The organism is Aeromonas molluscorum 848, from assembly GCF_000388115.1.
GTDB classification, from domain to species: Bacteria; Pseudomonadota; Gammaproteobacteria; order Enterobacterales; family Aeromonadaceae; genus Aeromonas; species Aeromonas molluscorum.
Map to the genome: position 1 here is coordinate 18,913 of NZ_AQGQ01000013.1, position 22,798 is coordinate 41,710.

Consider the following 22,798-nt stretch of genomic DNA (forward strand, 5'->3'; position numbering starts at 1 on the left):
TCATGGCGACACCGACCATTCATATCCGCCCTCATCCCAGCTATATCGAGGACAGCCAGGATCCCTACCAGTTTCTCTATCTCATCGAGATCCAGAATCTGGGACCTGGCTCGGCACAACTGCTCGCCCGGCGCTGGATCATCACCGATGCCAACGGCAAGATAGTGGAGGTCGAGGGGCCTGGCGTGGTCGGTGAACAACCCGTCATCCCCCCCGGTGAGACCTTCCGTTACCAGAGCGGCGTTCCCCTCGATACCCCCCTCGGGGTCATGGAGGGGAGTTATCGGATGCGGGATGACGCGGGCAATGAGTTCGATGCCCCCATAGCCCCCTTCACCCTGGCCGTTCCCCACATTATCAATTGAGGTTTCATGGCAAACTGTTTTGTCGGTGATATACAGGGTTGCTATGACGACCTGCGCCGCCTGCTCGAGCTGGCTGATTTTGATCCCGTAAAGGACAGACTCTGGCTGGCGGGGGATCTGGTGGCACGGGGACCAGACTCTCTCTCTGTGCTGCGCTTTGCCAAGTCTCTTGGGGATAGCGCCGTCTGCATACTCGGCAATCATGACCTGCATCTGCTGGCGGTCGCCGAAGGGGTGGCGCCCCTCAAGAAAAAAGACAGGCTGCAGACCCTGATGGAGGCGCCGGACAGGGATGCCCTGCTGGAATGGCTGCGTCATCGACCACTGCTGGCCGAGTGCAGCCACCCGACCAACCCTGTGATGATGGTCCATGCAGGTCTCTCTCCGGCGTGGGATGCCGATACCGCCCGCCGCTGTGCCAGGGAGGTGGAGAGCCTGCTGCGAAGCGACCAGTATCAATGGCTGCTGCATCACATGTATGGCGATCATCCCGACAGCTGGGATGAAGGCCTGATCGGCATAGATCGCTATCGCTACATCATCAACAGCTTCACCCGGATGCGCTTTTGCCACGCCGATGGTCGGCTCGACTTCAAGTGCAAGCTGGGGCCTGATGAGTCGACGCCCGGACTGCACCCCTGGTTCGAACTGCGGGAACGTCATAGCGACGATCCCACCCTGGTATTCGGTCACTGGGCGGCCTTGATGGGCAGCACTGGCCGCAGCCATATCAAGGCCCTCGATACCGGCTGCGTCTGGGGCAACAGCCTCACCCTGTGGCGTCTGGAAGATGATGCCCTGATCAGCACCCCCTGCCCCGCGCATGCTCGCTGAGATATGGGCCCAGCGGCGATCCGCAGAAGCACAGACCAATAAAAGGCCCCTCACGGGGCCTTTTTATTGTCAACACCCTACACCTAGGGCGACACCGCCGATGGGCCGTGGCGCACCAGGGTCTCGAAGCGATAAGCGTGGGGGTTCTTCTCATCCGGCTGATGAGCCTCGCTCGCCACACAATGCCACTCCTGCGCCTCATAGGCCGGGAAGCGGGTGTCACCCTCCACATTCAGGTCAATCTGGGTGAGATAGAGGGTGTCGGCCTGGTTCAGCAACTGACGATAAAGATTGCCGCCGCCAATCACCATCAGCTCCTCCACCTCTCCTCCCTCATCAAGGCTGCTCAGCACGGCCTCCAGGGAAGAGAACACCTCGACACCCTCGGGGGCATAGTCCGCATTGCGGCTGATCACCAGATTACGCCTTCCCGGAAGGGGACGACCGATGGACTCGAACGTGCGACGCCCCATCAGGATAGGTTTACCCAAGGTCACCCGCTTGAAATGGGCCAGATCGGCGGGCAGATGCCAAGGCATCTGGTTGTCCTTGCCGATCACGCGATCACAGGCCATGGCGGCAATCATGGAAATCTTCATGGCGTCAGTCTCACAGCATCTCTCACACAATGGGCCGGTTACGGTACACGACCAGCGAGGGTATCGCCAGCCCGAAGCTCAGGGCGCCGACGATAAAGATAGCCTTCAACCCATTCTCCAGGGCGCTCTGGATAAGCTCCAGGGTCACCCCGTGAATATTGAGTTCGACAATGGCAATCATCGTCTTGAAGGCATAGCTGCCGGGGATCATGGGGATAATGGAGGCCACGCTGAACACGGGACGCGGGGCCAGCAGCCGCCGCGACCAATGGACACAGACAAAGCCGACAGTGGTCGCCGCCGCCAGAGTTGCCCACTCGATGGGCATCCCCTCATGCATCAACAAGGTTCGCAGGCTATGGGCCAGGGCGCCGCCCATGGCGCAATACTTGAGCATACGGGGCGGCACGTTGAACAGCATGGCAAAGCCCACCGCCGGGATAGCCGACCAGAAGGCATCCTTGAGCAACAGCCAGAGCAGATCCATCATGGCCGCCCCCCCCAGATCCCGCGGTCTGACGATGTGACCAGTCGGGTAACGAGACTGAGACTTCTATCCGAGCCCCTCGAAGCAACCACCAGCTGCAATGGCATCATACTTTCCACCCCCAGATCCCGGTGACCGACATGGCAAGCACTATGCCGACAGCGGCACTGATGGTGAGCAGGGTCGCGGTCCCCCAGCGGGCCAGCCCCATATTGAAGTAGCCCTTGACCATGTCGGAGACCGCATTGATGAGGGGAAACCCTGGCACCAGCAACAGGACGCTGGCTGCCATGGCGAGGTAGGGTTGTTCACCCCAGCCAAAAAAAGTGGCACTGGAGGCAAGTAGTGTGGCGATGAAGCCGGTCACGGCAAAGTTGATGAGCGGACTGTGGTGATGGCGCGCCATCAGCTGGCGTCCCCGCATGGCGACGGCGCTGGCGACAAAACTAACCAGGAAGATGGGCCAATCGCCGCCAAACAGCAGGCTGAAGGCACCACAGGATAACCCCACCATGGGGACCACCAGCCAGGGATGATAGTGGAAGGGTTTGATGGCATCGAGTCGCTGCCTGACTTCCCGCGCCCCGATGAGGTGCTTCTCCGCCATGATGCACAGTCGTTGTACCTCGCATACCACCTGCATATTGATGCCGTGCTCGCGCACCCGGCGGGTGGTGGTGACGCAATGCCCCTGATAGAGGCTGGTCAGCACGATGGCGCTTGAGGAGATGGCCATTTCGACACTCTCCAACCCAAGCGCCAGACCCAGCCGCATTGTGGTTTGCTCGATGAGCCGGCTTTCGGCACCAAACTGGGCCAACATCTGTCCTGTCTTGACGAGGATGCGGGTGACCTCTGTCTGCTGTTCCCGGGACAGCACCCTTCTTGGACTGATACTTCTCATATTCCCTTCGAGTCGTAGCGTTAAAGGCGCTATCTTAGCCTAGCTGGCCAGGCTATTCACCCATCCTTGGTAGGGTATATTAGGGTGAGAGATCAACTAACCGAATGAAAAATAGCTTGAAAGCGATATCACTCATAATAATGGGTGCAATCAACAACCAGCATGGGATAGTAGTCTCCTTAACATCACAACATGCCAGCGCGACAAATAAAACTCGATAAAACAATGTTTGACTCATCCGCCAGGTCATCCGGAATAATAATTTTCCACGCTATAACACGGCACAGGTCATTGCCGAATGGCACTTATTTATGGCGATGGTCCTGCAACGAGACCACATTATCGCGCGGTGGCAATGGGGGAAGTTCATCCTCTTCCGAGAAATAGCAGAGCCGGCTCATCTCGCTTCGCATCAGGAAGAAGGAGTCTTGCATCATGTTGACGATGCGAAGACAGCTGTCGATGGGGTTCTTGGCCAGTCTGCGCTGGCAGTCGACCTGAAACTGCAATCCTCTCAATCTGCGCTGCTGATCCGGATTGGCTGTTTCTATCACCGCCTCTATCTGTTCATAGAGCAGGGTCTCAAGCAAGTGAGGCTCTGTTGCGGCCAGTCGTTTCAAGGTATCAAAATCAGGTAATTCCATATCGCCCTCCACTCTCGCATCGAGAGGGTGTGATGCCGGAACATTGCCTGTTCCAGCCTCTCCTACTGGTTATATATGCCAAGGGGGAGCGGAGTTCAATTTACCATTAAATCGCTTGCGGGCTTCCATTGAATACAATTCCCTACGACAAGAACATATTAATCATTGCAGATCAGCATCTTGAATTTTTAAATCGAAGCTCATCCCGAACCATGATCTCTTATACATTTTTAACAAGCCGGGTAGCACTATTATTCCCATTGCGGACTTTACGTCTGAAAATGTATTTTCAAGCTGTTCGACAACCCCATGAACAATCACGCGACATATTGGCCACCGAGCCCAGGATTTAACATATCTATCTGATTATGCTATTTTATTTCCCTATCTATCGCGACAGACAAGGGATCGTATGAATAAGGCAAAGATCGGCATAGTCACCGTCAGTGACAGAGCCAGTGCAGGCATCTACGAGGACCTCTCCGGCAAGGCCATCATGGACACGCTTGGGTGCTACCTGAGCTGTGAGTGGGAAGCCGTCTACCGCCTGATCCCGGACGAACAGCCCCAGATTGAGGCATGCCTGACTCAGCTGGCGGATGACGCGCAGTGCTGCCTCATCGTCACCACCGGGGGCACAGGGCCCGCCAAGCGTGATGTCACCCCTGAAGCGACCGAGGCGGTGTGCGATCGCATGATGCCGGGCTTTGGTGAGCTGATGCGCGCCGAGTCGCTCAAGTTCGTCCCGACCGCCATTCTCTCCCGCCAGACCGCAGGCCTGCGGGGCAGTACCCTTATCGTCAACCTGCCAGGCAAACCAAAATCCATTCGCGAGTGCCTGGATGCGGTCTTCCCCGCCATTCCTTACTGCATCGATCTGATGGAAGGGCCCTATCTCGAGTGCGATGAGAACGTCATCAAGCCTTTTCGCCCCAAGCAGTAAGCTCTGCTCACCCCCAATAAAAAGAGGCGCCCAAGGGCGCCTCTTTGCCATGCCGGCCATCACGGCCAGCGCTTGAAGATGAGCGAGGTATTGATGCCACCAAAGGCGAAGTTGTTGGACATCACGTACTCCACATCCAGCACCCGGCCGCCGCTGCGGATATGGTCCAGCGGGGCGCAGGCGGGATCCGGCTCGTTCAGGTTGAGGGTGGGAGAGAACCAGCCCTCATTCATCATCTCCAAAGAGAGCCAGGCCTCGATGGCGCCGCAGGCTCCCAGGGTGTGACCAAGGTAGCTTTTCAATGAGGAGATGGGGGTCTTGTCCCCGAAAATAGCACCTGTGGCATGACTCTCGGCAATATCGCCACGCTCGGTCGCCGTGCCGTGAGCACTGATATAGCCAATGTCCCCGGCCTGCAAACCGGCATCGTTCAAGGCCATCTCCATGCAGAGTTGCATGGTTTCTCTCTGGGGCTGGGTGACATGGGCGGCGTCGCAGTTGGTGGCAAACCCCACCAGCTCGGCGAGGATGGTCGCGCCCCGCGCCAGGGCATGCTCCAGCTCCTCCAGCACAAGGGTGCCAGCCCCCTCCCCTATCACCAAACCATCGCGATCCCTGTCAAAGGGTCTGGGGCTCTGCTGCGGAGTCTCATTTTGCAAGCTGGTCGCGAACAGGGTGTCAAACACCACGGCCTCAGAAGGGCAAAGCTCCTCCGCGCCACCCGCCACCATCAGATCCTGATAGCCATGCTTGATCGCCTCATAGGCATAGCCAATCCCCTGACTGCCGGAAGTGCAGGCGCTCGAGGTGGGAATGACCCGGCCACGCAGCCCAAAGAAGAGGCCAGTATTGACCGCCGCCGTGTGGGGCATCATCTGCACATAGGTGGTTGCCGTGATGCTGGCCGTGGTCTTGTCGTTGAGCATGGCGCCGAAGGCGCTGATGGGCGCAGTACTGCCGGTGGAGGAGCCGTAGGCGATGCCGGTGCGGCCACCGGTCAGTACCGGGTGGCCAATCAGGCCAGCCTGGCTGAGGGCCAGCTCGGTCGCCACTGTGGATAGCTGTGAGACGCGGCCCATGGCACGGGTCTGCTTGCGGGTATAGTGGCTCGGCAATGCAAAGCCCGGGATGGGGGCGGCCAGTCGGGTATTGAGCCCCTCATAGACGGCCCACTCCGGCATCTGGCACACCCCATTGCGCTCGGCCTTGAGGCGCGGCCCCACGCTCTGCCAGTCGTTGCCAAAGGCGGTCACTCCGGCCATGCCGGTCACCACGACCCGCCTGTTGTTCGCGCTCATATCAGGCCTCCATTGATGGAGATCACCTGGCGGGTCACGTAAGCCGCTATGTCCGACATCAGGTAGGAGACCAGCCCCGCCACTTCGTCAGCCTGGCCCATGCGCTTGAGCGGTATCATCTTCATCGCCTCGGCCTCTACCTCGGCATTGACCATGCCGGTGTCGATGAGCCCGGGGGCCACGCAATTGACGGTGATCTTGCGTTTGGCGAGCTCCAGCGCCAGAGCCTTGCTGGCCCCGATGATGCCCGCCTTGGCGGCGCTGTAGTTGACCTGACCTCTGTTGCCCATGATGCCTGAGACGGAGGAGAGAGTGACGATGCGCCCGCCCCGGCGCAGCCCAATCATCGGCATGATGCAGGGCTTGAGCAGGTTGTAAAAACCATCCAGATTGGTGTGCAGCACCCCATCCCAATCTTCATCGGTCAAGGCCGGGAAGGCGCCATCGCGGATGACACCGGCGTTGCTGACCACGCCGTAATAGGCGCCATGGGTCTCGATGTCCGACTCGAGCCGGGTGCGGCACTCTTCCCTGTTCGAGATATCGAACTGGATCAGTCGCCCCTGGCCCCCCGCCGCCACTAGCTCGGCCAGGGTTGCCTCTGCGCCTGAGCGGTCACCGTGATAGTGCACCACTATGTGAAAGCCATCCCGGGCCAGCGTCAAGGCGATGGCCCGGCCTATGCCCTTGCTGGCACCCGTCACCAATACGGTGGAACTCATAATCAATCCTTCCCTAACAAATTCAAATAATTCGGTCCCAGGCCCCCGCACAGACCATCAGGCTGCACTGGATTACCCGACATCAAGACTGAGCCAGACCGGCCACGCTCACGCGGTGTCCAAGAGAGTGGCCAGCTCGCCCTCACTGGGCAGATAAGTACTGAGCCGCGCCTCGGCGCAGGGCCGATCGCCACTGAGGATCCGGCACTCGAAACTGGCCATGCCACCATCTTCCAGCAGGCATTCGGCCTCGATGATTAGCCGCTGCCCCGCCGCGAAGGCGGACACCTGACTCTGATACTGGCGACTGCCGAGCAGCATGCCGATACGCACCGGCTCGTCTCGCTCACGTCCCCGCATCCCGGCCCAGGCGGCGATGGTCTGAGCCATCAGCTCTATGCCGACCCAGGCGGGCAAGTTTCCCTGCTCATCGAGCAGCAGCGCATGCTGCACGCCGACCCGGGTCTCGCAACGCACCCTTGCGCCCTGATAATCGAGCAGGCGATCGAGCAGCAGCATGGGGGCCTGATGGGGTAACAGCTCGGCGATGGTTATCTTATTCATGTTCTGTAGTCATCTCTTGTGCCGCGAGGCCGCGCTCCCCATCGGGGCATGCAAGATCGCGGCGGCCCAGCAGCAGGCTGACGTTATTGCCACCAAAGGCGAAGGAGTTCGACAGTGCCAGAGTGATGGGGTCAGCCAGGCTCTTGCTGGAAAACGCGGGCCCGCCCCCTTGCACCAGTTGAATCGGCACCAGCGCAGGATCCTGCACTGAACCCTGGTCGGGGGCAGCCTGTCCCAGCTCCATCAGCAGACAACAGAGCGCCGCCTCGATGGCGCCTGCGGCCCCAAGACAATGGCCGGTCAACATCTTGCTGGAACTGCAAGGGACCGTCTCGCCCTCCCCAAACAATCGGGCGAGTGCACGGCTCTCCATCTCATCGTTGAGCCGGGTCGCGGTGCCATGCAGGTTGATGTAATCGAGTTCGCTGGCATCAATGCCCCCCTGGCACAGGGCCATGCGCATCGCCGCCTCTGCCCCCAGCCCCTCCGGATGAGGCGCCGAGATATGCCAGGCATCGGAGGATTCACCAGCCCCCAGCAATGCCAGCGGGGCCGGGGTCTGGCTCAGCACAAAGAGGGCTGCCCCCTCCCCGATGTTGATGCCTCGTCTAGCTTCGCCGAAGGGACGGCAGCGCGTCAGGCTGAGAGACTCCAGGCTATCAAAGCCATTGAGAGTCAAGCCGCACAGGCTGTCGGCCCCCCCGACGATCACCGCATCGGCCATCCCGGCCGCCAGCAACCGCTGGCCGCTGATAAAGGCGCGCGCACTGGAAGAGCAGGCGGTCGAGATGGTATAAGCCGGCCCCGTCAGGGCCAGTTGGCGCGCCAGAAACTCGCTCGGCGAGCCCAGCTCCTGCTGGCGGTAGTCAAAGGCAGGGGGGAGTGACGCCCCCCGTTCGCAGGCGGCGACCGCCAGCTCCGCCTCGGCAATCCCGGCCGTGCTGGTGCCAAGCACGATGGCGATGCGATCAGCCCCCACCCTGGCCTTGAGCTCATCGAGCCTGGGCTGGATCTGAGCCAGGGCCGCCAGCAGCAATCGATTGTTGCGAGAATCATAGGCCGCCAGCGCGTCAGACACCGGGGGCAACTCGCTCCTCACCCGGCCAACCGGCGTGAGTCTGCCATCGCTCAGGGCCTGATGCTCGGTGTCGAGCGGGCTGATGCCCTCCGCCTGCCAGGCGGCCAGGGCCTCGCTTACCGCCAGCTGGCCCTCGCCCAGGGCACAGATCAGGCCGTAATCCTGGATAAAACAGGGGGACACGGGATTGATGAGCACAGTCATGGGGCCAACTTCTCCATCAGTAGCTGGTACTCGAAGGCGTGCTGCACCAGACGCACAGGCTCACGCTCCCCGCCGATATCTTGATAGAAGATCTCGCTCACCAATTTGCCCCCGGGATCCCTCAGGCGCCGCACCATGCCCTCATCCTTGAGCTGCCACCCTCTGGGCAGCTGCGTCTGCCAAGCGGGGATGGGCCAGTAGCTGAGCATCACATCGGCCACTACCTGGGCCACGGGCGGCAGGGCCGTGCCGCCCAGCAGACTGGAGAGTTGCTCGGTACGGACAGCCTCGCCGTCATAGCTCACGCGAAACAACCGGATCCCGCTCGGGGTCAGCCCCACCAGGGTGAGCTGGCGACCATCGGCTTCCAGTACCGCCAGCAGCTGATGCTCCCCACTTTGGGTCCGGGCACTCAGCAGCTGCTGACGATAAAGTGGCTGCGCCAGGGTTGGCACCGGCAACACCAGGCTGGTGCCGGGGGTCAGGAAGGCGCGATTATCCGGCGCAGGGGCTGGCGGGCTGGCACAGGCGCTCAGCAAGCTGGCGCATAAACAGAGAGGCAGAAGCGGCTTCATCTTGTGTCCCGGGGATCTAGCGTGGGCCAAACAGGGGTGAGGGTCATGGGGTCATCGCCTGTCTAGCACCAGAGGAGATAAGAGGAAAGCGGTAAAGATACCGCCGCTCAGCACCAGACCGAAGCCCGCAATGGCCGGAGTGTGACTCAGGGCCAATAGCCCGAACGCCAGCTGGGTGGTCAGGTTGGCCAGCAAGATGGCGAGCAGGGTCGAGCGCTGACGATGGGGATCGGCACCGCTGTGGGCAAAGAAGAGCCCGTAGTCGATGCCGATGCCAAAGATGAGACTCAGCGCCAGGACCCCGAACAGGGTGAGCGGCTGGCCGCAGGCCGCGAGCAGGGCCAGCCCCGCCCCCAGCGCCAGGACGTTGACCAGCAGGACTCGCCCCCCCCTGCGCCAGCCGAGCCGCCAGCCGAGCAACAGGGCGACCAGTCCCATGGCCAATCCCAACAGCTCGGCCAGCTTGATGCGGTAGTGAGCGAACAGCTGGCTCCACTGAGCCCGCTTATCCTGCCAATAGACGCCAGGCTGGTTCGCGGCCAGGTTTGCCATGGCAGCGGGCGCACTCACCCCCGAGATCGGCAGCCAGATGGCGACCCGGCCATCGGTCAGGCGGTGCCAGAGCAGACGGCTCCCCTCGCTGACCGGGCTGGCCAGCCACAGCGCGGGCGTAAGAGGTTGCCAGGGTCTGGCGATCCCCTTGGCCGGTACGCCGGCCTGGTTGAGCGTCGTCACCACCTCGGGCAAGAGCTTGCCAAGGGCGTCGTGATCCGCCTTTTGCTGCGCCAGGGATGGCAGCCACTGCGCCAGCGAGACAAACCCGGTCAATTGTCCCTGCGCCTTGGCCAGGGTGAGCGTCCGAGTCAGGGCCTCTAGCCGCTGCAAGACCGCCTCCCCGTCCTCCCCCGTGACCAGGAACCCCAGCATGCCCCCCTGCTGGCCGGTGAGATGCTGGATCTGGCGCTCCTGGGCTTGCAACTCAACGGGCAGGGGTTGCAGGCGACCAATGTCATCGTCAACCTGCAACCGGTTCAGCCCCGCGACCACCAGCAACAAGCTGATCAGCGGCAGCCCCCAGCGCAACGTGCGTCGCTCGCGCCACAGCTTGAGCCAGCCGCTCAGCCACACCAATACTGCCGGCTCCTCTTGCGGCAGAGGGCCCAGCCAGAGCGGAAAGAGACAGACAACGGTCACGAAGGCGGCAGAGAGTCCGACCAGAGCGCACAGCGCCAGCTGCTGCAGGCCGGGGAAGGGCGCCAGCCAGAGCAGGCCATAGCCGATCAAGGTAGTGAGCAGCGCCAGCCAGAGGCTGGGTAACAGCCGGGCCCGGGTCTGATGAGGGCTCTCCTCGGCCCCATGCAGGCGCCGCTCGCTGAGAAAATGCAGGCCGTAGTCGATGGCGATGCCGATGAGACTGGTGCTGATCACCAGGGTAAATAGGTGAACCTCGCCAAACCAGATCAGGACGGCCAGCAGCCCCCAGCCCAGGCCGATAATGATGGGCAGCAGGGCGAGGCAGAGCGCACGGGTCGAACGAAACACCACCCAGATAAGCAGCATCACCCCAATCAGCGAGCCCAACCCTATGGTGGAAATATCTGCCTGAGCCAGGTTGCTGGCGTGCTGGCTATAAAACAGCGTGCCACGGCGGAGCAGCTCAGCCCCCGGATAGTGTGCCTTGAGTCTCTGCTCCGCCTCGTCGAGCCGACTCAGCAAGGCACCATTGCGAGCGAGGTCGAAGGCCGAACGGTCCAATTCTGCCCGCAGCAGATACCAGCGCCGCCCGCTCTCATCCTGACTCACCAGCCAGTCATGGTCCAGCCGCAAGGCGGTGGCTACCTGACCCTGCACCCCGGCCCGTGTCAGCAGCAGGGGATCGTTTTGCCACTCGGCGCGCGAGACACCGCCAAAGGGGCTGTAGATCTGGCCGAGTACCCACTGGCTCCAGGCGTGCGGCCCTGCGGCGAGCCGCTCCCGGCTGACACCATCGAGGCGCTGCCAGGCGTAGTCATGCAGATACGCTTGCCAGGCACCGGCCAGCTCGGGTTGGGCGCCGCGAACGCTACTGAGCTCGGGCAGCGCCCTCAGGGCATCTGCCCAGCTTTGCGCGGCGATCCGGCCATCCTGACCCGCAGGCAGACTCAGCATCCAGACCAGTTGACCATCAAGCTGATGCAGCAACCCTTGCTGCAAGGCCGGATCCAGAGAGGATCGCTCACTTTCGGGTAACAGATCCATCAAACTGGTGTTGATGCGGCTATGGGGCAGCAGATAGCCCAGTGATGCCAGTGCCAACAGGCAGAGCAGCAGCCAGCCCAGGGCCAGCCTGCGCCAGCTTGCCTCGCTGATGCCGGCGGCAAGGGGTGGCGGTGGTGGGATGATGGGTAATTTAGGGGGCAAAATGAGCCTCTTGCTCAGGGGAAAGCGGCAGGTTCACCGTCTGCCAGTGAGAGAAGTGGATAAGGGTCTCATCCCCTTGCTTATCCACGATCAGCAGCCTGTCCAATTGCTCGCCACCGCTCAAGCCAAGCCGGGCAAACACCTTGTCCAGGGGAGGCGCCAGCGGAGTCAGGGTCAAGGTCCAGCCCTGCTCGTCCGATTCAAAAGCCAGCTCAAAGTAGCGGGCCAGTGCCTGCTCATCCGAGCCGAACAGTGCCAACAACATCTTGCTGAACTCGAGCAGTTGGGGGTTATCGATCACCTCGGCGCGCCCCTGACCAACTCGCTGGCTCATGCGCTGGTCGGTGAGACTCAGGCCCAGTTCGAACGGCGCCTGCTGATGCCACCAGAGCCCCTTGCCACGCACCAACAGCAGATCACCGCTGGCGCGCAGGGGCTGGCTTAAGCCCGCCACCTGCTTCTCCTGCTCAAACTGGGCACGCTGGGCCTGATGCTGACTCAGCAACTGGCGCACCTCATCCTGGCTCAGGACCTTGGCCTGCAAACAGACTGGGCTCAGGGCTGCCAACAGCAGCAGGCTGGCTCGCAACCAGGCCCTCATTCGCTCACTCCGAGCTTGTCGAGCAACACCCGAGGGGAGGCCAGGCACATCTCGCCACTCTCCTTGTTCACCGCCACCTGAATACTGTAGCCCTTGCTGGTGCGTGCCCCGCTCAGGAGATCGAACAGCTGGTACTCAATCTTTAGCCGGTTCTGGTACTCACAAAGCCGGGCTTCGACCCGCACCTTCTGGCCAAAGCGCAGGGGAGCCATGTATTTGAGCCGCAAATCGATGATGGGCCAGAGGTAGCCGGAGGCCTCCATCTGGGGGTAGTTGTAATCGATCTGTTCAAGCAGGGCACAGCGGGCCAGCTCGATGTAGCGCACATAATGGCCATGCCAGGCGACAGCCATCATGTCCACGTCATGAAAGGGGATCTCGACCTCTATGCTGTGGCTGATCATCCAGGTTTCACTCTGCATGTGTCTTGTCTCCATAGAGTGGATAGTGGCGGGCCTGCAGCCGGGCGATCAGGGCTCTTAGCTCCTGCTCCAGGGGCCTGTCCTCCACCAGAGGGGCATGATGCGCTCGCACCGTCAGCACCATCTCCCGCAAGGCCGGGCTCAGATCGGCCAGGCTAAGCTGCTGCAAACCGAGGCGCAGCTCGACCCCCTGCACAGCCGCCAGCAGACAGGCGGCACCGACCTGCTCGCTGAGGGTCAGCACCCGCAGGGCATCCCGCGCCGCTATGGTGCCCATGCTCACCTTGTCCTGATTGTGGCACTCGGTAGATCGGGAGAAGACGCTGGCCGGCATGGTCAGCTTGAGGGCCTCGGCCGTCCAGGCTGACACCCCGATCTGCACCGCCTTGAAGCCGTGGTTGATCATCTGCCGCTCGCCGCAGGCACCGGAAAGGTTGCTCGGCAGGCCGCCGTTGAACTTGCTGTCCACCAGCTGGGCCAACTGGCGATCGAGCAGGTCGGCCAGATTGGCCACCGCCGTCTTCATGCTGTCCATGGCCATGGCGATGTGGCCGCCATAGAAGTGACCGCCGTGCATCACATGCTCGAAATCACCATCGATGAGGGGATTGTCGTTGGCGCTGTTGAGCTCGTTTTCGATGAGCTGACGCCACCAGGGCAGGCTGTCGGCCACCACGCCGATGACGTGGGGGGCGCAGCGCAGGGAGTAACGGTCTTGCAACCGGTCGCTGTGGCGCGGCAACTCGCCGCTTTGCAGATCGCGTCTCAGCCAGGCGGCGATGCCCTGCATGCCGGGATGGGGCTTGGCCGCGAACAGGCGCTCATCGAAGTGGAAGGCGTTGCCCTCCATGGCGACGCTGACCAGGGCGGTGATGCGCGTCGCCAGCTTCATCAGATAGTCGGTGCGGGCATAGGCCAGACAAGCGAGCGCCGTCATCACGGACGTGCCATTCATCAGCGCCAGCCCCTCCTTGGGTCTCAATACCAGGGGGGTGACGCCCAGGGCGTCATAGACCTCGGCCGTGCTCGCCAGCTGGCCATCCCGATAGAGTTCGCGCTCCCCCACCAGCACGGCGGCCACATAGGAGAGCGGGGTAAGATCGCCGCTGGCACCGACCGACCCCTCTTCGGGAATACGGGGGATCAAGTCCTGCTCCAGCAACCAGCAGAGCCGCGCAAGCAAAGCCTGGCTGACTCCCGAAACGCCCTGGGTCAGGGAGCAGAGCCTGGTCGCCAACACGGCGCGCCCGGCCTCAAGACTCAGATCGGCCCCCAGGCCACAGCCGTGGAAACGGGTCAGGTGCAGGGGCAGTTCGGCCACCAGGGCGGGAGGGACGGCCCGGGTTACCGAGTCACCATAGCCCGTCGTCACCCCATAAATGACCCCCTCCTCGCTCAACAAGCGATCGAGAAAATCGGCGCCGCGCTGAATACGGGCCCGAAAGGCGGGATCCGGATTGAGTGTTGGCACGGCCCGCCCTTCGGCCAGGGCGACCACCTGCTCTATGCACAGGGGCCCGGCCCCGAAGGTGACTTGTTGCTGGTCATCATCGGCCTTGCGGGTATAGGAGGTATCACTGTTCATCATGAGTTAGCTGCCAGAAATCGAAGAAGTTGAACCAGTCCAGCGGCGCCCGCAGGCAGTGGTGTTGCAGCCTGTCCGCATAGGCCTGCACCCAGCGTTGCAGCGCCGCCTCCCGGTTGCTGCGTGGCAGCAGTAGCCGCTCGGCGAAAGGCTCGAAATGGACCCGGAAACGGCCCCGTTCCTTGAGGCCGAACATCAGGTAGACAGGGCAGGCGAGCACGCTCGCCAGGGCGAAGGGACCCAGAGGGAAAGGGGCCTGGGCGCCAAGGAAATCGGCCCAGACTACCCGTTTTTCCCGGGTGACCGAGGTGCGATCCCCGACGATCACCACCCACTCCCCCGCCTCTATCTTCTCCTTGAGCAAGATGGCGGTGTCGGCCCCCATCTCCTGCACCTGGATGAGGTTGAGACCGGATCCTGGATTGATCTGTTTGAGCAGGGCGTTGAAACGGGCCGCATGACGGGTGAACACCAGGGCGTTGATGGTGACCTGACCGGCCTGGGTACCGAGTGCCCGGCACAGCTCGAGATCGCCGAGGTGGGAGCCAAGCAGCAGCAGACCACGCCCCGAGGCAAGTGCCGCCTCGTGGTGCTCGCGCCCCACCAGCTCGACCTGCTCGGGCACTATGTCGCCGCGCCAGCCCGCCAGCTTGTCCAGGGCCGCCTCGCCAAAGCGCAGCAAGTGGCGAAAGCTGGATCTCGGCTCAGCAGGCAGACTCACCCCTTGGCTCCTGGCGAACGCTTCGAGCCGGGCCAGATACTGCTCGGAGGCCTCCCGTTGACGGCGGCCGGTCAGCCAGAAATAGCCGATCACCGGGTAGAGCAGTACCTTGAACCCTCTGCGCCCGAGCAACCGGTAGCTGACCAGCATGATCTGCAACCCCAGCAAGCTGCCCCGCTCCGGGGTGCGCGACCAGTGCGCCTTGCCCTGACGCCACAGCCTGGTCAGCCAGCCCTCGGAACGGGGACTGTTGCCATGAGAGATGCCCGAACCGGGCGCTTGCCGCGCCCCCCGGAGGCGGGCGGGCCAGCTCAGCAGACGCAGCAACAGATCCCAGAGAAGGCGACACACCAACCGGGTATGCATCCAGGAGATGTCCAGGTTGTCTTGCCAGAGCCGAAAGTGCGAGCTGCCATCGGCGGGATAGATGACCCGGGTCGGCACGAAGCGGGTTTCCACCCCGCGCCAGTGGAGGCGCACCATGATCTCGGTGTCAAAATCCATCCCCTCGCCAAGGGGGACCGCTGCCATCAAGGCGCAGCTCCCGTCCAGCGGATAGACCCGAAAACCGCACATGCTGTCCTTGATGGCAAAAGAGAGCGTTTCAATCCAGACCCAGACATGGGTGATGTAGCGGCCATAGAGGCGCCCTTTGGGTACGGTGTCGTCATAGAGCGGGCGGCCCGAGATCAGCGCCTCGGGATGGGCCTCGGCCTCGCGCAGCAGACGCGGCACGTCAGCAAGATCGTGCTGACCGTCCGCGTCTATCTGCAACCCATGGCTGAAGCCACGCGCCAAGGCAGTCTTGAGCCCCGTCATTACCGCGGCGCCCTTGCCAAGATTCCGGGGATGGCGCAGCAGGCTCACCCACGCCTGATGCTCGCGAGCCAAGCCGTCGAGGTCTGCGGCGGCTCCCGGCTCGCTGCCATCGTCGACCAGCAAGCAAGGCAGCCCCAGGGGGGCCAACGTGGCCAGCACCCCGGCCAGGGGGGCCGAGTGGTTGTAGCAGGGGATGATGATGCAGCAATTCAGGGACATAGCGTCACCCGCCCACTGCTGGCGTGCTCGCCCGCAATCTTGTAGCTGAACAGCAGCTGGCCCTTGTCGGCTTGCCAGGTCAAATGCAGGCAGCACTCCTGACCCGGGCGCAGCGGACGCTGGAACTTGAGCTGACTCATGCCGCCAAAGGCCCTGTCCAGGCCAAGCAGCTGACCTGCGTAGTGCATGGCCCAATGTACCTGCGTCACGCCGGGCAGCAGAGGCGCGCCCGGAAAGTGACCGATAAACCAGGGCAACTCGGGATCAAGCCGAAGCCGCAGCACCAGCGCGTCTTGGGTCATGACTTGCTCGAGCAGAGTCGGCAGTGTACTGATTTTCATGACGGCTGCGCCTGAGTCGGTCTTGTCCATCTCTTGCCTCGTCGGGTGACATGCTTCGGGCCCCGCCATCTCCTTGGCAAGCCCTCCATCAAACAGCGCCTTCAGCTCGGACCAGGGGCGCTTGCCCTGACTGCTCAATGGCAATGTCGCCAAGACCCGCACCCGGCGCGGCAGCGCCACCGGTTCGAGCCAGGGTCGCAACTGCTCACGCAGGGCGATGAGAAAGCGCCCGGGCCCCAGAGTCTGCCACTGCCGTTGCCCTTCTGAGGTCAGCACCAGCACGGCACCGAGTAGTTGCCGGGCCGCCACCGTCAGGGGCAGCACGGCCGCCTCCTCGACCCAGGACAAGGCCTGCAGCCGGGTTTCAACCTCATCGAGGGAGATGCGCTTCTCTTCGAGCTTGATGAGGCGATCCCCTCGTCCCAGCAGATGAAAACCCGCCTCTGCCAGTTGAATACGATCGGCGCAGAGCAGCGGCGCATCATCGGGCAGAAAAGGGGAATGCAGCAGCAAGCGCTCCTCGGCCGCCACCAGGGCCCTGACCCCCGGCATGGGGCACCAGGGGGTTTGGGGGGCCAGGCTCTGACGCCAGGCGATACCGCCGGTCTCGCTGCTGCCAAATACCTCTATGGGCAGTTGGCCAAACAGCTGACCGGCCCGAGTCGCATCCGCCAGCGCCAGGGGGCCGCCGGAGGAGACAATCAGGTGGCATCCTGCCCCCCCTATCTCGGGATCGAGCCGGCTAAGGAAGGCAGGAGAGGCGATCAGCGCCCAGGGCCCTCGCTGGCCTTTGAGCTGCTCCGGGTAGAGGGTCAGGGTACGAGCGAAAGGGATGCGCAGCACCAGAGGCAACAGGATCCGAAACAGCAGGCCATAGATGTGCTGGTGACTGACGCTCGCCAGCAGGTGAGTACCGACTAACCGCTGACCCCAAAGCGTCATCAACACGCGCAACTCGGCCTCGAGTTGATGCCATGACTTGGGGATGGCCTTGGGGGCACCGGTCGAGCCTGAGGTGAACAGCGTCAGTTGCAAACGGCTGGGGGCATGCCAGCGCTGCGTCGGGATCTCATGCGCTCCATCCGTCAGGGGCAGACGCAACCAGGGATGCTCGCTCCCCTCCCCCAACTGCGGGCTATCGGTCAATATGCCGTCAAAACCCGCCCCGAGTTCGGCCAGGGCAGCCGGACGCTGATGACCGGGCAGCACGGCCTCACGCCCCGACAAGGCGCAGGCGAGCAGCGCCTGAGCAAACAGCAGGCTGTCGTCAAAACAGAGCGCCCAGCGCGCTGCCGATGAGCTGGCGAGCACGCCCGCCAACGCCTCGGCGCCGCATCTCAGCTCACCGAAATGGCTATCTCCCTGGGGGCCGAACGCCACCAGCTCCTCGTCTCCCCGCGCCCAGATGGCGGCGAGCAAGTCCTGGCAAGGCGCGCCAGTGTGGAGAGCATCACTCATCAGGCAAAACCCCGCTTGACCCGCAGCCGCACCAGGTACTCCCCGCCCATCAAGAGTCCCATCAGCAGGTAACTGATCAAGCCGTTGTAGAGGCTCCACAGAGCCAGGTCTCCGTGCCAGATGGTGGCGGCGGCAAGCGCGCCGTTGACCACGAAGAAACCGCACCAGACCTGGGTCACGGTGCGGGTGTAACGCACTCCCGCCAGCGGCAGATCAGGATCGGTCAGGCGGGCAAGCCGCTCAACCAGACTCATGGGCTGGGTCAGGCTCCAACCAAACAGGCAAAGCAGCGCCAGAGAGACGGCCAGGGGATAATAGAGCAGCCAGTGCTGGGCCGAAAAGATGGCACTCAAGCCCGTCAGCAGCAGGCCAACACAGGCGAGCAGGCGGCCGAGCAGCAGCCACTCGCGCACCGGGGAAACACCGGGCAGCAGCCGCAGGGCAAAGGTGACCAGCAAGATGGCCAGCAGGGCGGAGCCACCCCAATGGGTCAGCCCCCAATAGACGGCCAGGGGATAGGTCAGCAGCAGCCCCCCTGCCAGCAGGGAGAGCAGCCGCAGCATGGGTCTGGCCTTGGGATCAGGCATCGGCCAGCAGGCGCTCGACCGCGTCGACCACGTCGGCCACGCTGCGCACCGACTTGAACTCTTCGGGCTTGATCTTCTTGCCGGTCAATTTTTGCAGGTGCACCACCAGATCGATGGCATCTATGCTGTCGAGTTCCAGATCCTGATAGAGCTGGGCATCCAAGGTGATGTCCGCCTCATCCACCTCGAACAGCTTCACCAGGGTGGTCTTGATCTCGATAAAAATCTCGTCTCTGTTCATCTGTCTTTCTCCGAAAAGGGACGGGCTCAGGATTGGGACTGAACCAGGGCAGCCAAGGCTGCGACGCTGGCAAAGTGACGACGGGTATTCTCGTCATCGGCGGAGAGCACTATGCCGTAGCGCCCCTTGATGGCAAGGCCGAGCTCGAGCGCATCGATGGAGTCCAGGCCCAGACCATCGCCAAACAGGGGAGCCTGGCTGTCGATGTCGTCCGGGGTCAATCCTTCCAGATTGAGGCTGTCGATAATGAGTTGCTTTATCTCTAGTTGCAGGTCTTGCATTGCTGTTCCATACGCTGTCATTGGGTCCCGGGTTGCAGGACCTTGGTGAGAAATCGGGTTAACTGGCGGGCGGCCAGGGCACTGCCCTGCTCGTTGCCGACCACCTCTGCGGCAGTGACCTGCGGCAGGAACTCCAGAATGAAGCTTGGCTTGCGCCTCGGCGTCCTGAACCATTTGTCCTGCTTGGTGAGGAAGCGCTCACTGCAGTAAATGCGTACCGGCTGCAGCGGCACCTGACTGCGAACCGCAAGCTGGGCCGCACCCCGTTGCAGACGCAATGGCTCTCCTGGGGTGGTGCGAGTACCTTCCGGAAACACCAGCAGCAAGCCGCCGCTGCGTACCCGGGCCATACAGAGCGGCAATAATCGCTCTGCCTCCACATTGGGAATGTAGTCGGCGGCACGTACTACGCCGCCCAGAAAAGGATTATGCCACAAGGCTTGCTTGACGATGCAGTCACATACCGGCAGCTCGGCGGCCAGCATCACATAGTCGAGCAGACTGGGGTGATTGGCGACCACCAGAGCGCCGCGCAGATCGTGGGGCATGCCGATCACCCGATAGTCCAGCACCCCCAACCCCTTGAGCAGCCCCATGAACAGCCGAAAACTCTGCTTGATGCTGGCCTGGGCCAGGGTGCGACGTTGCTCGCCACGCAGGCAGAGGGCCAACAGCGGGAACCAGCAGAGGCTGAGCAGCAGGCCTCCCACGCCAAATACCGTGAAGCCAAGGGCGGTGCCAAACAGCCGCCAGAGCCGGTTCAGCCGCGCCGCCATGCCCACTCCTGGCGCCCATCTCCCAGCAGACATGTGGTTTGCTGCAACAAGCGAGCACGCCAGAATGCCAGCGGCTGGGCCAGCTCGGGAGTGTGAGCCAGCGCCACCGCTCCTTCGCAGTACCAACGCTCGCCCTCTTCCTCATCCCCGAGTACCAGGGCGAGCGCATAGGGGGCCGTCGCCGGGAGCCAGACGTGATGGAAGGCGGGGATCTCTCCCTCGAAGATAACCAGCAACACGCGCCGGTAACCGGCCTGCAGGTTGGCGATCGCCTCGGTCACCCCCGCCATCAGGCTCCCTTCCCCTGCCGCCAGCGAACTCATGGGCAGCGCAGCCTTGCCCTGGATTGAACAGAGCCCGGCCGCCGTGTTGTGCACCGACATGGAGAAATCCGTGGGAGAGAGGGGCTTGGCCGCCGCCAGCCCCTGCAACAGTGTCATGGAACGCGCCAGCTCACCGTGGCGACTGACGAAGATGGCATTGTCGATGGGGTGGCGGGCCAGCATGTCCAAGCCGAGCTGCACCGCGAGCCGGGCCCCGGCACTGAGGCGGCGGGCCATCATCATGGGCAGCAGCGGAGTCGGCGGCAACAGGGCAGCATCGGGCCACTGACCCTCTGCTGCCCACTGTTGCCATTGGGTGTCGTGGTTCAGCCCGGGGGAGAGAGCCTGCGCATCAAGGAGTGAAAATGAGAGCATGATGGCGAGCTTCCGTCCTGGTGCGGCGCAATGGCTGATGAGTTGGATTAATCAGAGTACCGGCTGTCATCCGGCTAGAAACATGGCGAAATAATGCTACTTTGATGCCTGCCATTAATTCGGCGGCCATCATAGCATTATTTTCCATAAATAATAGATGACAGAACATATAAGCCCTTGTCTACAGTCATATTTTATTGAAAATAGTGCCATTATGTTGTCTCATTGCCCCGCTTCATAAGAAACCTACCTCGGGGAAAATAATGAATTTCATAACCAAATCAGGATTGTTGCTCGGCTGCATTCTGCTCGCCGCCTGCTCCACTAGCCAACCTGTCCGCAATCTGCCAGCCAATCAGGTGACCTTCACTCTGAGCGAGGAGCAGGTCGGCAATGCCATTCTCAATGGCGGCCTGAGCAAGGGCTGGGTGATGAAGAAAGAACAACCCGGTCTTATCCGCGGGCAATTGAATGTGCGCCAGCATCAGGCGGTGATCAATATTCCTTATACCGCTCATGACTACTCACTCAATTACGTCAGCAGCATCAATCTGGATGACAATGGCAAGGGCGCCATCCACCGCAGTTATAATCGCTGGATCCAGGGATTGAACCAGGCCATCCAGATCGAGCTGTCCCGCACCAGCAATAATAAATAACCCCGGAGTGGCAGATCCTGTGAAACATTACCAAAGCGAGGGGCATGATGCCCTCTCCGCCATCAGCCAGGCTCAGCGTATCGCTTTTGCTCCCATGCTGTTCCAGGCGAGCTGGTGCCTGCGTGAAATCGGTGTGCTCGCCTACCTGGAGGATCGCGGCAAAGAGGGGGCAACGACGGCGGAGATCGCCAGCCACTGCGCGATCGGCGAATATGGCGCCGGGGTGCTGCTCGACATGGGGCTGGGGGGCGGGCTCTGCCATCTGGTCGGTGACCATTATGTGCTGGGCAAGGTGGGCAAATACCTGCAAAACGACCCCATGACCCGGGTCAATATGGATTTCACCCAGCATGTCTGCTATCAGCCCCTCGCCCATCTGCTCGACGCCATTCGCGCAGGCAAACCTGAGGGACTGCAGGTATTCAACCCCGAGTGGGCCACCATCTACCCTCATCTTGACGCGCTGCCCGAACCCGCCCGCGCCAGCTGGTTCGCCTTCGATCACTTCTACTCTGACTGGGCCTTCCAGCAGGCCCAGGAGCATGTATTGGGCTATGCACCGCGTACTCTTTATGACGTGGGAGGCAATACCGGCAAGTGGGCCCTCTCCTGCGCGGCCCGGGATCCGGAGCTCGAGGTCACCATACTGGACTTGCCCGAGCAGCTCGCCCTCGCGCAGCCCCGAATTGAGGCCGCCGGAATGACTGCCAGAGTCACTGGCCATGGGGTCAACATGCTCGACGCCGAAGGTCCGTTACCCGGTGAGGCAGACATCTGGTGGATGAGCCAGTTCCTCGACTGCTTCAGCCACGCGCAGATAGTCGTCATCCTCAAGCGCATTCGCCAGCACATGAAACCGGGGGCCCGGGTCTGCATCCTTGAACTGTTCTGGGACAGGCAGAGCTTCGAGGCGGCCAGCTTCAGCCTCAACGCCACCTCTCTCTATTTCACCGCCATCGCCAACGGCAACAGTCGCTTCTACCACTCCAAGGAGATGTACCAGTGCCTGCGCGAGGCCGGTTTCCATGTGGAAGCCGAGCACGAGATCCCGGGCCCGGGCCACACCCTGCTGGTTGCCCGCCCGCTCCCCCAGCCGTCATAATGGCCTCCCCCCTTATCGAGGTGATTGCAATGCATCGTTTGAGACCCCTGGTGGCGCTGCTCGTCCCCCTCGCCCTTGCTGGCTGCGCCGACATCAAGGAAGCGGGCCGCACGGTCGGGCACACCACCAAGAACGTGACCCGCGACATTGGCCACACCACCCGGGACGTCACCCGTGAGATAGGCCACAGCACCCGGGACGCGGTCAAACAGGTCGGGGATGAGCTGAGCGACTGATTTCGTCTCTGCCAATAAAAAAGAGAGCCCAGGGCTCTCTTTTTTATTGGCGAACGGCGTGGCCTCAGAGGCTGCCGGCGATGCGCGCCCCGAGGGCTGCATTGTTCAGCACCAGCTGGATGTTGGCCGCCAGCGAGTTGCCACCGGTCAGCTCGCACACCCGGGCCAGCAGGAAGGGGGTCGATGCCTTGCCCTTGATGCCCTGTTCATCCGCCTCGGCCAGCGCCTGTGCGATGGCGCTGTCGATGTCGGCTCGCGCCATGGCAAATTCGCTCGGTATGGGGTTGGCCACCACAGCGCCCCCCGCCAGTCCCAGATCCCACTTGATGCGCAGCGCCTCGGCCACCGTCCTGGGGGGATCGGAGCCGGTAATCCACCGTTGAAGCCGCTCTCGCGGGTATAGAAGGCAGGCAGCTCCTCGCTCTGATAGCCGAT

General features: G+C 62.3%; 26 protein-coding genes and 1 pseudogene. 6 read left to right on the forward strand and 21 right to left on the reverse strand.

The annotated features are described in order from the left end of the window. Nucleotides 1-2: 2 nt before the first annotated feature. Together apaG and G113_RS03860 are read left to right on the forward strand one after the other, a co-directional pair. Nucleotides 3-365, forward strand: a complete 363-nt coding sequence (apaG, locus tag G113_RS03855; protein ID WP_005893778.1) for a Co2+/Mg2+ efflux protein ApaG — start codon at nucleotides 3-5, stop codon at nucleotides 363-365. A gap of 6 nt (nucleotides 366-371) precedes the next feature. Further along, nucleotides 372-1,199 carry a symmetrical bis(5'-nucleosyl)-tetraphosphatase gene (locus tag G113_RS03860; RefSeq protein WP_005893779.1) on the forward strand — a complete coding sequence of 276 codons (828 nt, stop codon included), beginning with the start codon at nucleotides 372-374 and terminating at the stop codon, nucleotides 1,197-1,199. 83 nt (nucleotides 1,200-1,282) lie between these two features. Here G113_RS03860 and folA read toward each other — a convergent pair whose 3' ends face one another. From folA to G113_RS03880, 4 genes are all read right to left on the reverse strand, one after another. After that, nucleotides 1,283-1,798 carry a type 3 dihydrofolate reductase gene (gene folA / locus G113_RS03865; protein WP_040318881.1) on the reverse strand — a complete coding sequence of 172 codons (516 nt, stop codon included), beginning with the start codon at nucleotides 1,796-1,798 and terminating at the stop codon, nucleotides 1,283-1,285. 22 nt (nucleotides 1,799-1,820) lie between these two features. Further along, entirely contained in the window at nucleotides 1,821-2,288 is a 468-nt protein-coding gene (locus G113_RS03870) for a threonine/serine exporter family protein (RefSeq protein WP_005893781.1), read from the reverse strand. A 103-nt stretch (nucleotides 2,289-2,391) separates the two neighbouring features. Next, the gene (locus tag G113_RS03875) at nucleotides 2,392-3,189 is read right to left on the reverse strand and encodes a threonine/serine exporter family protein (protein WP_051106561.1); all 798 of its coding nucleotides are present in this window, start codon (nucleotides 3,187-3,189) and stop codon (nucleotides 2,392-2,394) included. A gap of 305 nt (nucleotides 3,190-3,494) precedes the next feature. Beyond that, nucleotides 3,495-3,833 (reverse strand): DUF3135 domain-containing protein, encoded by a 339-nt coding sequence (locus tag G113_RS03880; RefSeq protein WP_005893784.1) that lies wholly within the window; start codon nucleotides 3,831-3,833, stop codon nucleotides 3,495-3,497. A 412-nt stretch (nucleotides 3,834-4,245) separates the two neighbouring features. Here G113_RS03880 and mog point away from each other — a divergent pair, with 412 nt between their 5' ends. Continuing rightward, the gene (gene mog, locus G113_RS03885) at nucleotides 4,246-4,776 is read left to right on the forward strand and encodes a molybdopterin adenylyltransferase (protein ID WP_005893786.1); all 531 of its coding nucleotides are present in this window, start codon (nucleotides 4,246-4,248) and stop codon (nucleotides 4,774-4,776) included. A gap of 59 nt (nucleotides 4,777-4,835) precedes the next feature. Here mog and G113_RS03890 read toward each other — a convergent pair whose 3' ends face one another. The 16 genes from G113_RS03890 to G113_RS03965 form a co-directional block, all read right to left on the reverse strand. Next, nucleotides 4,836-6,074 (reverse strand): beta-ketoacyl-ACP synthase, encoded by a 1,239-nt coding sequence (locus G113_RS03890; protein ID WP_005893787.1) that lies wholly within the window; start codon nucleotides 6,072-6,074, stop codon nucleotides 4,836-4,838. Next, on the reverse strand, nucleotides 6,071-6,796 hold the full coding sequence (locus tag G113_RS03895; RefSeq protein ID WP_005893789.1) for a 3-ketoacyl-ACP reductase FabG2: 726 nt from the start codon (nucleotides 6,794-6,796) through the stop codon (nucleotides 6,071-6,073). The genes G113_RS03890 and G113_RS03895 overlap by 4 nt, the downstream gene beginning before the upstream one ends. A gap of 108 nt (nucleotides 6,797-6,904) precedes the next feature. Then, the gene (locus G113_RS03900) at nucleotides 6,905-7,360 is read right to left on the reverse strand and encodes an ApeP family dehydratase (protein WP_005893790.1); all 456 of its coding nucleotides are present in this window, start codon (nucleotides 7,358-7,360) and stop codon (nucleotides 6,905-6,907) included. Continuing rightward, nucleotides 7,353-8,642 (reverse strand): beta-ketoacyl-[acyl-carrier-protein] synthase family protein, encoded by a 1,290-nt coding sequence (locus G113_RS03905; RefSeq protein ID WP_005893791.1) that lies wholly within the window; start codon nucleotides 8,640-8,642, stop codon nucleotides 7,353-7,355. The genes G113_RS03900 and G113_RS03905 overlap by 8 nt, the downstream gene beginning before the upstream one ends. Then, nucleotides 8,639-9,217 carry a DUF3261 domain-containing protein gene (locus G113_RS03910; protein WP_005893792.1) on the reverse strand — a complete coding sequence of 193 codons (579 nt, stop codon included), beginning with the start codon at nucleotides 9,215-9,217 and terminating at the stop codon, nucleotides 8,639-8,641. The genes G113_RS03905 and G113_RS03910 overlap by 4 nt, the downstream gene beginning before the upstream one ends. 51 nt (nucleotides 9,218-9,268) lie before the next feature. Further along, nucleotides 9,269-11,617: an MMPL family transporter gene (locus tag G113_RS03915; RefSeq protein WP_005893793.1), complete on the reverse strand. Its 2,349-nt coding sequence runs from the start codon at nucleotides 11,615-11,617 to the stop codon at nucleotides 9,269-9,271. Beyond that, nucleotides 11,607-12,218, reverse strand: a complete 612-nt coding sequence (locus G113_RS03920) for an outer membrane lipoprotein carrier protein LolA (RefSeq protein ID WP_083940350.1) — start codon at nucleotides 12,216-12,218, stop codon at nucleotides 11,607-11,609. The genes G113_RS03915 and G113_RS03920 overlap by 11 nt, the downstream gene beginning before the upstream one ends. Continuing rightward, complete coding sequence (locus G113_RS03925) at nucleotides 12,215-12,640, reverse strand: acyl-CoA thioesterase (RefSeq protein WP_005893795.1); 426 nt, start codon at nucleotides 12,638-12,640, stop codon at nucleotides 12,215-12,217. The genes G113_RS03920 and G113_RS03925 overlap by 4 nt, the downstream gene beginning before the upstream one ends. Next, nucleotides 12,630-14,225 (reverse strand): HAL/PAL/TAL family ammonia-lyase, encoded by a 1,596-nt coding sequence (locus G113_RS03930; protein ID WP_005893796.1) that lies wholly within the window; start codon nucleotides 14,223-14,225, stop codon nucleotides 12,630-12,632. Before G113_RS03930 ends, G113_RS03925 begins: the two co-directional genes overlap by 11 nt. Further along, nucleotides 14,215-15,978, reverse strand: a complete 1,764-nt coding sequence (locus G113_RS03935; RefSeq protein WP_152435943.1) for a glycosyltransferase family 2 protein — start codon at nucleotides 15,976-15,978, stop codon at nucleotides 14,215-14,217. The genes G113_RS03930 and G113_RS03935 overlap by 11 nt, the downstream gene beginning before the upstream one ends. Then, nucleotides 15,975-17,783, reverse strand: coding sequence for an ApeI family dehydratase (locus G113_RS03940; RefSeq protein ID WP_005893801.1), 1,809 nt, complete (start codon nucleotides 17,781-17,783; stop codon nucleotides 15,975-15,977). The genes G113_RS03935 and G113_RS03940 overlap by 4 nt, the downstream gene beginning before the upstream one ends. Further along, the gene (locus tag G113_RS03945) at nucleotides 17,783-18,370 is read right to left on the reverse strand and encodes a COG4648 family protein (RefSeq protein WP_040318882.1); all 588 of its coding nucleotides are present in this window, start codon (nucleotides 18,368-18,370) and stop codon (nucleotides 17,783-17,785) included. The genes G113_RS03940 and G113_RS03945 overlap by 1 nt, the downstream gene beginning before the upstream one ends. After that, nucleotides 18,363-18,611, reverse strand: a complete 249-nt coding sequence (locus tag G113_RS03950; protein WP_005893804.1) for an acyl carrier protein — start codon at nucleotides 18,609-18,611, stop codon at nucleotides 18,363-18,365. Before G113_RS03950 ends, G113_RS03945 begins: the two co-directional genes overlap by 8 nt. A 26-nt stretch (nucleotides 18,612-18,637) precedes the next feature. Continuing rightward, nucleotides 18,638-18,892: a phosphopantetheine-binding protein gene (locus G113_RS03955; RefSeq protein WP_005893805.1), complete on the reverse strand. Its 255-nt coding sequence runs from the start codon at nucleotides 18,890-18,892 to the stop codon at nucleotides 18,638-18,640. Between the two features lie 17 nt (nucleotides 18,893-18,909). Continuing rightward, complete coding sequence (locus G113_RS03960; RefSeq protein WP_005893806.1) at nucleotides 18,910-19,668, reverse strand: lysophospholipid acyltransferase family protein; 759 nt, start codon at nucleotides 19,666-19,668, stop codon at nucleotides 18,910-18,912. Beyond that, nucleotides 19,653-20,366 carry a beta-ketoacyl synthase chain length factor gene (locus G113_RS03965; protein ID WP_005893807.1) on the reverse strand — a complete coding sequence of 238 codons (714 nt, stop codon included), beginning with the start codon at nucleotides 20,364-20,366 and terminating at the stop codon, nucleotides 19,653-19,655. Before G113_RS03965 ends, G113_RS03960 begins: the two co-directional genes overlap by 16 nt. 263 nt (nucleotides 20,367-20,629) lie before the next feature. On the opposite strand from G113_RS03965, the gene G113_RS03970 reads away from it, so the two are divergent. Genes G113_RS03970 through G113_RS03980 form a run of 3 tightly spaced genes read left to right on the forward strand, consistent with a single transcriptional unit; the run spans nucleotide 20,630 to nucleotide 22,363 of the window. Then, nucleotides 20,630-21,025, forward strand: coding sequence for a hypothetical protein (locus G113_RS03970; RefSeq protein ID WP_005893808.1), 396 nt, complete (start codon nucleotides 20,630-20,632; stop codon nucleotides 21,023-21,025). Between the two features lie 19 nt (nucleotides 21,026-21,044). Then, a complete protein-coding gene (locus tag G113_RS03975) occupies nucleotides 21,045-22,127 on the forward strand; it encodes a methyltransferase (RefSeq protein WP_040318884.1) in 1,083 nt (360 codons plus the stop codon). Between the two features lie 29 nt (nucleotides 22,128-22,156). Beyond that, nucleotides 22,157-22,363, forward strand: a complete 207-nt coding sequence (locus G113_RS03980; protein WP_005893810.1) for a hypothetical protein — start codon at nucleotides 22,157-22,159, stop codon at nucleotides 22,361-22,363. A gap of 64 nt (nucleotides 22,364-22,427) precedes the next feature. Here G113_RS03980 and G113_RS03985 read toward each other — a convergent pair. Next, a pseudogene (locus G113_RS03985) lies at nucleotides 22,428-22,798 on the reverse strand (pseudouridine-5'-phosphate glycosidase); the annotation flags it as partial.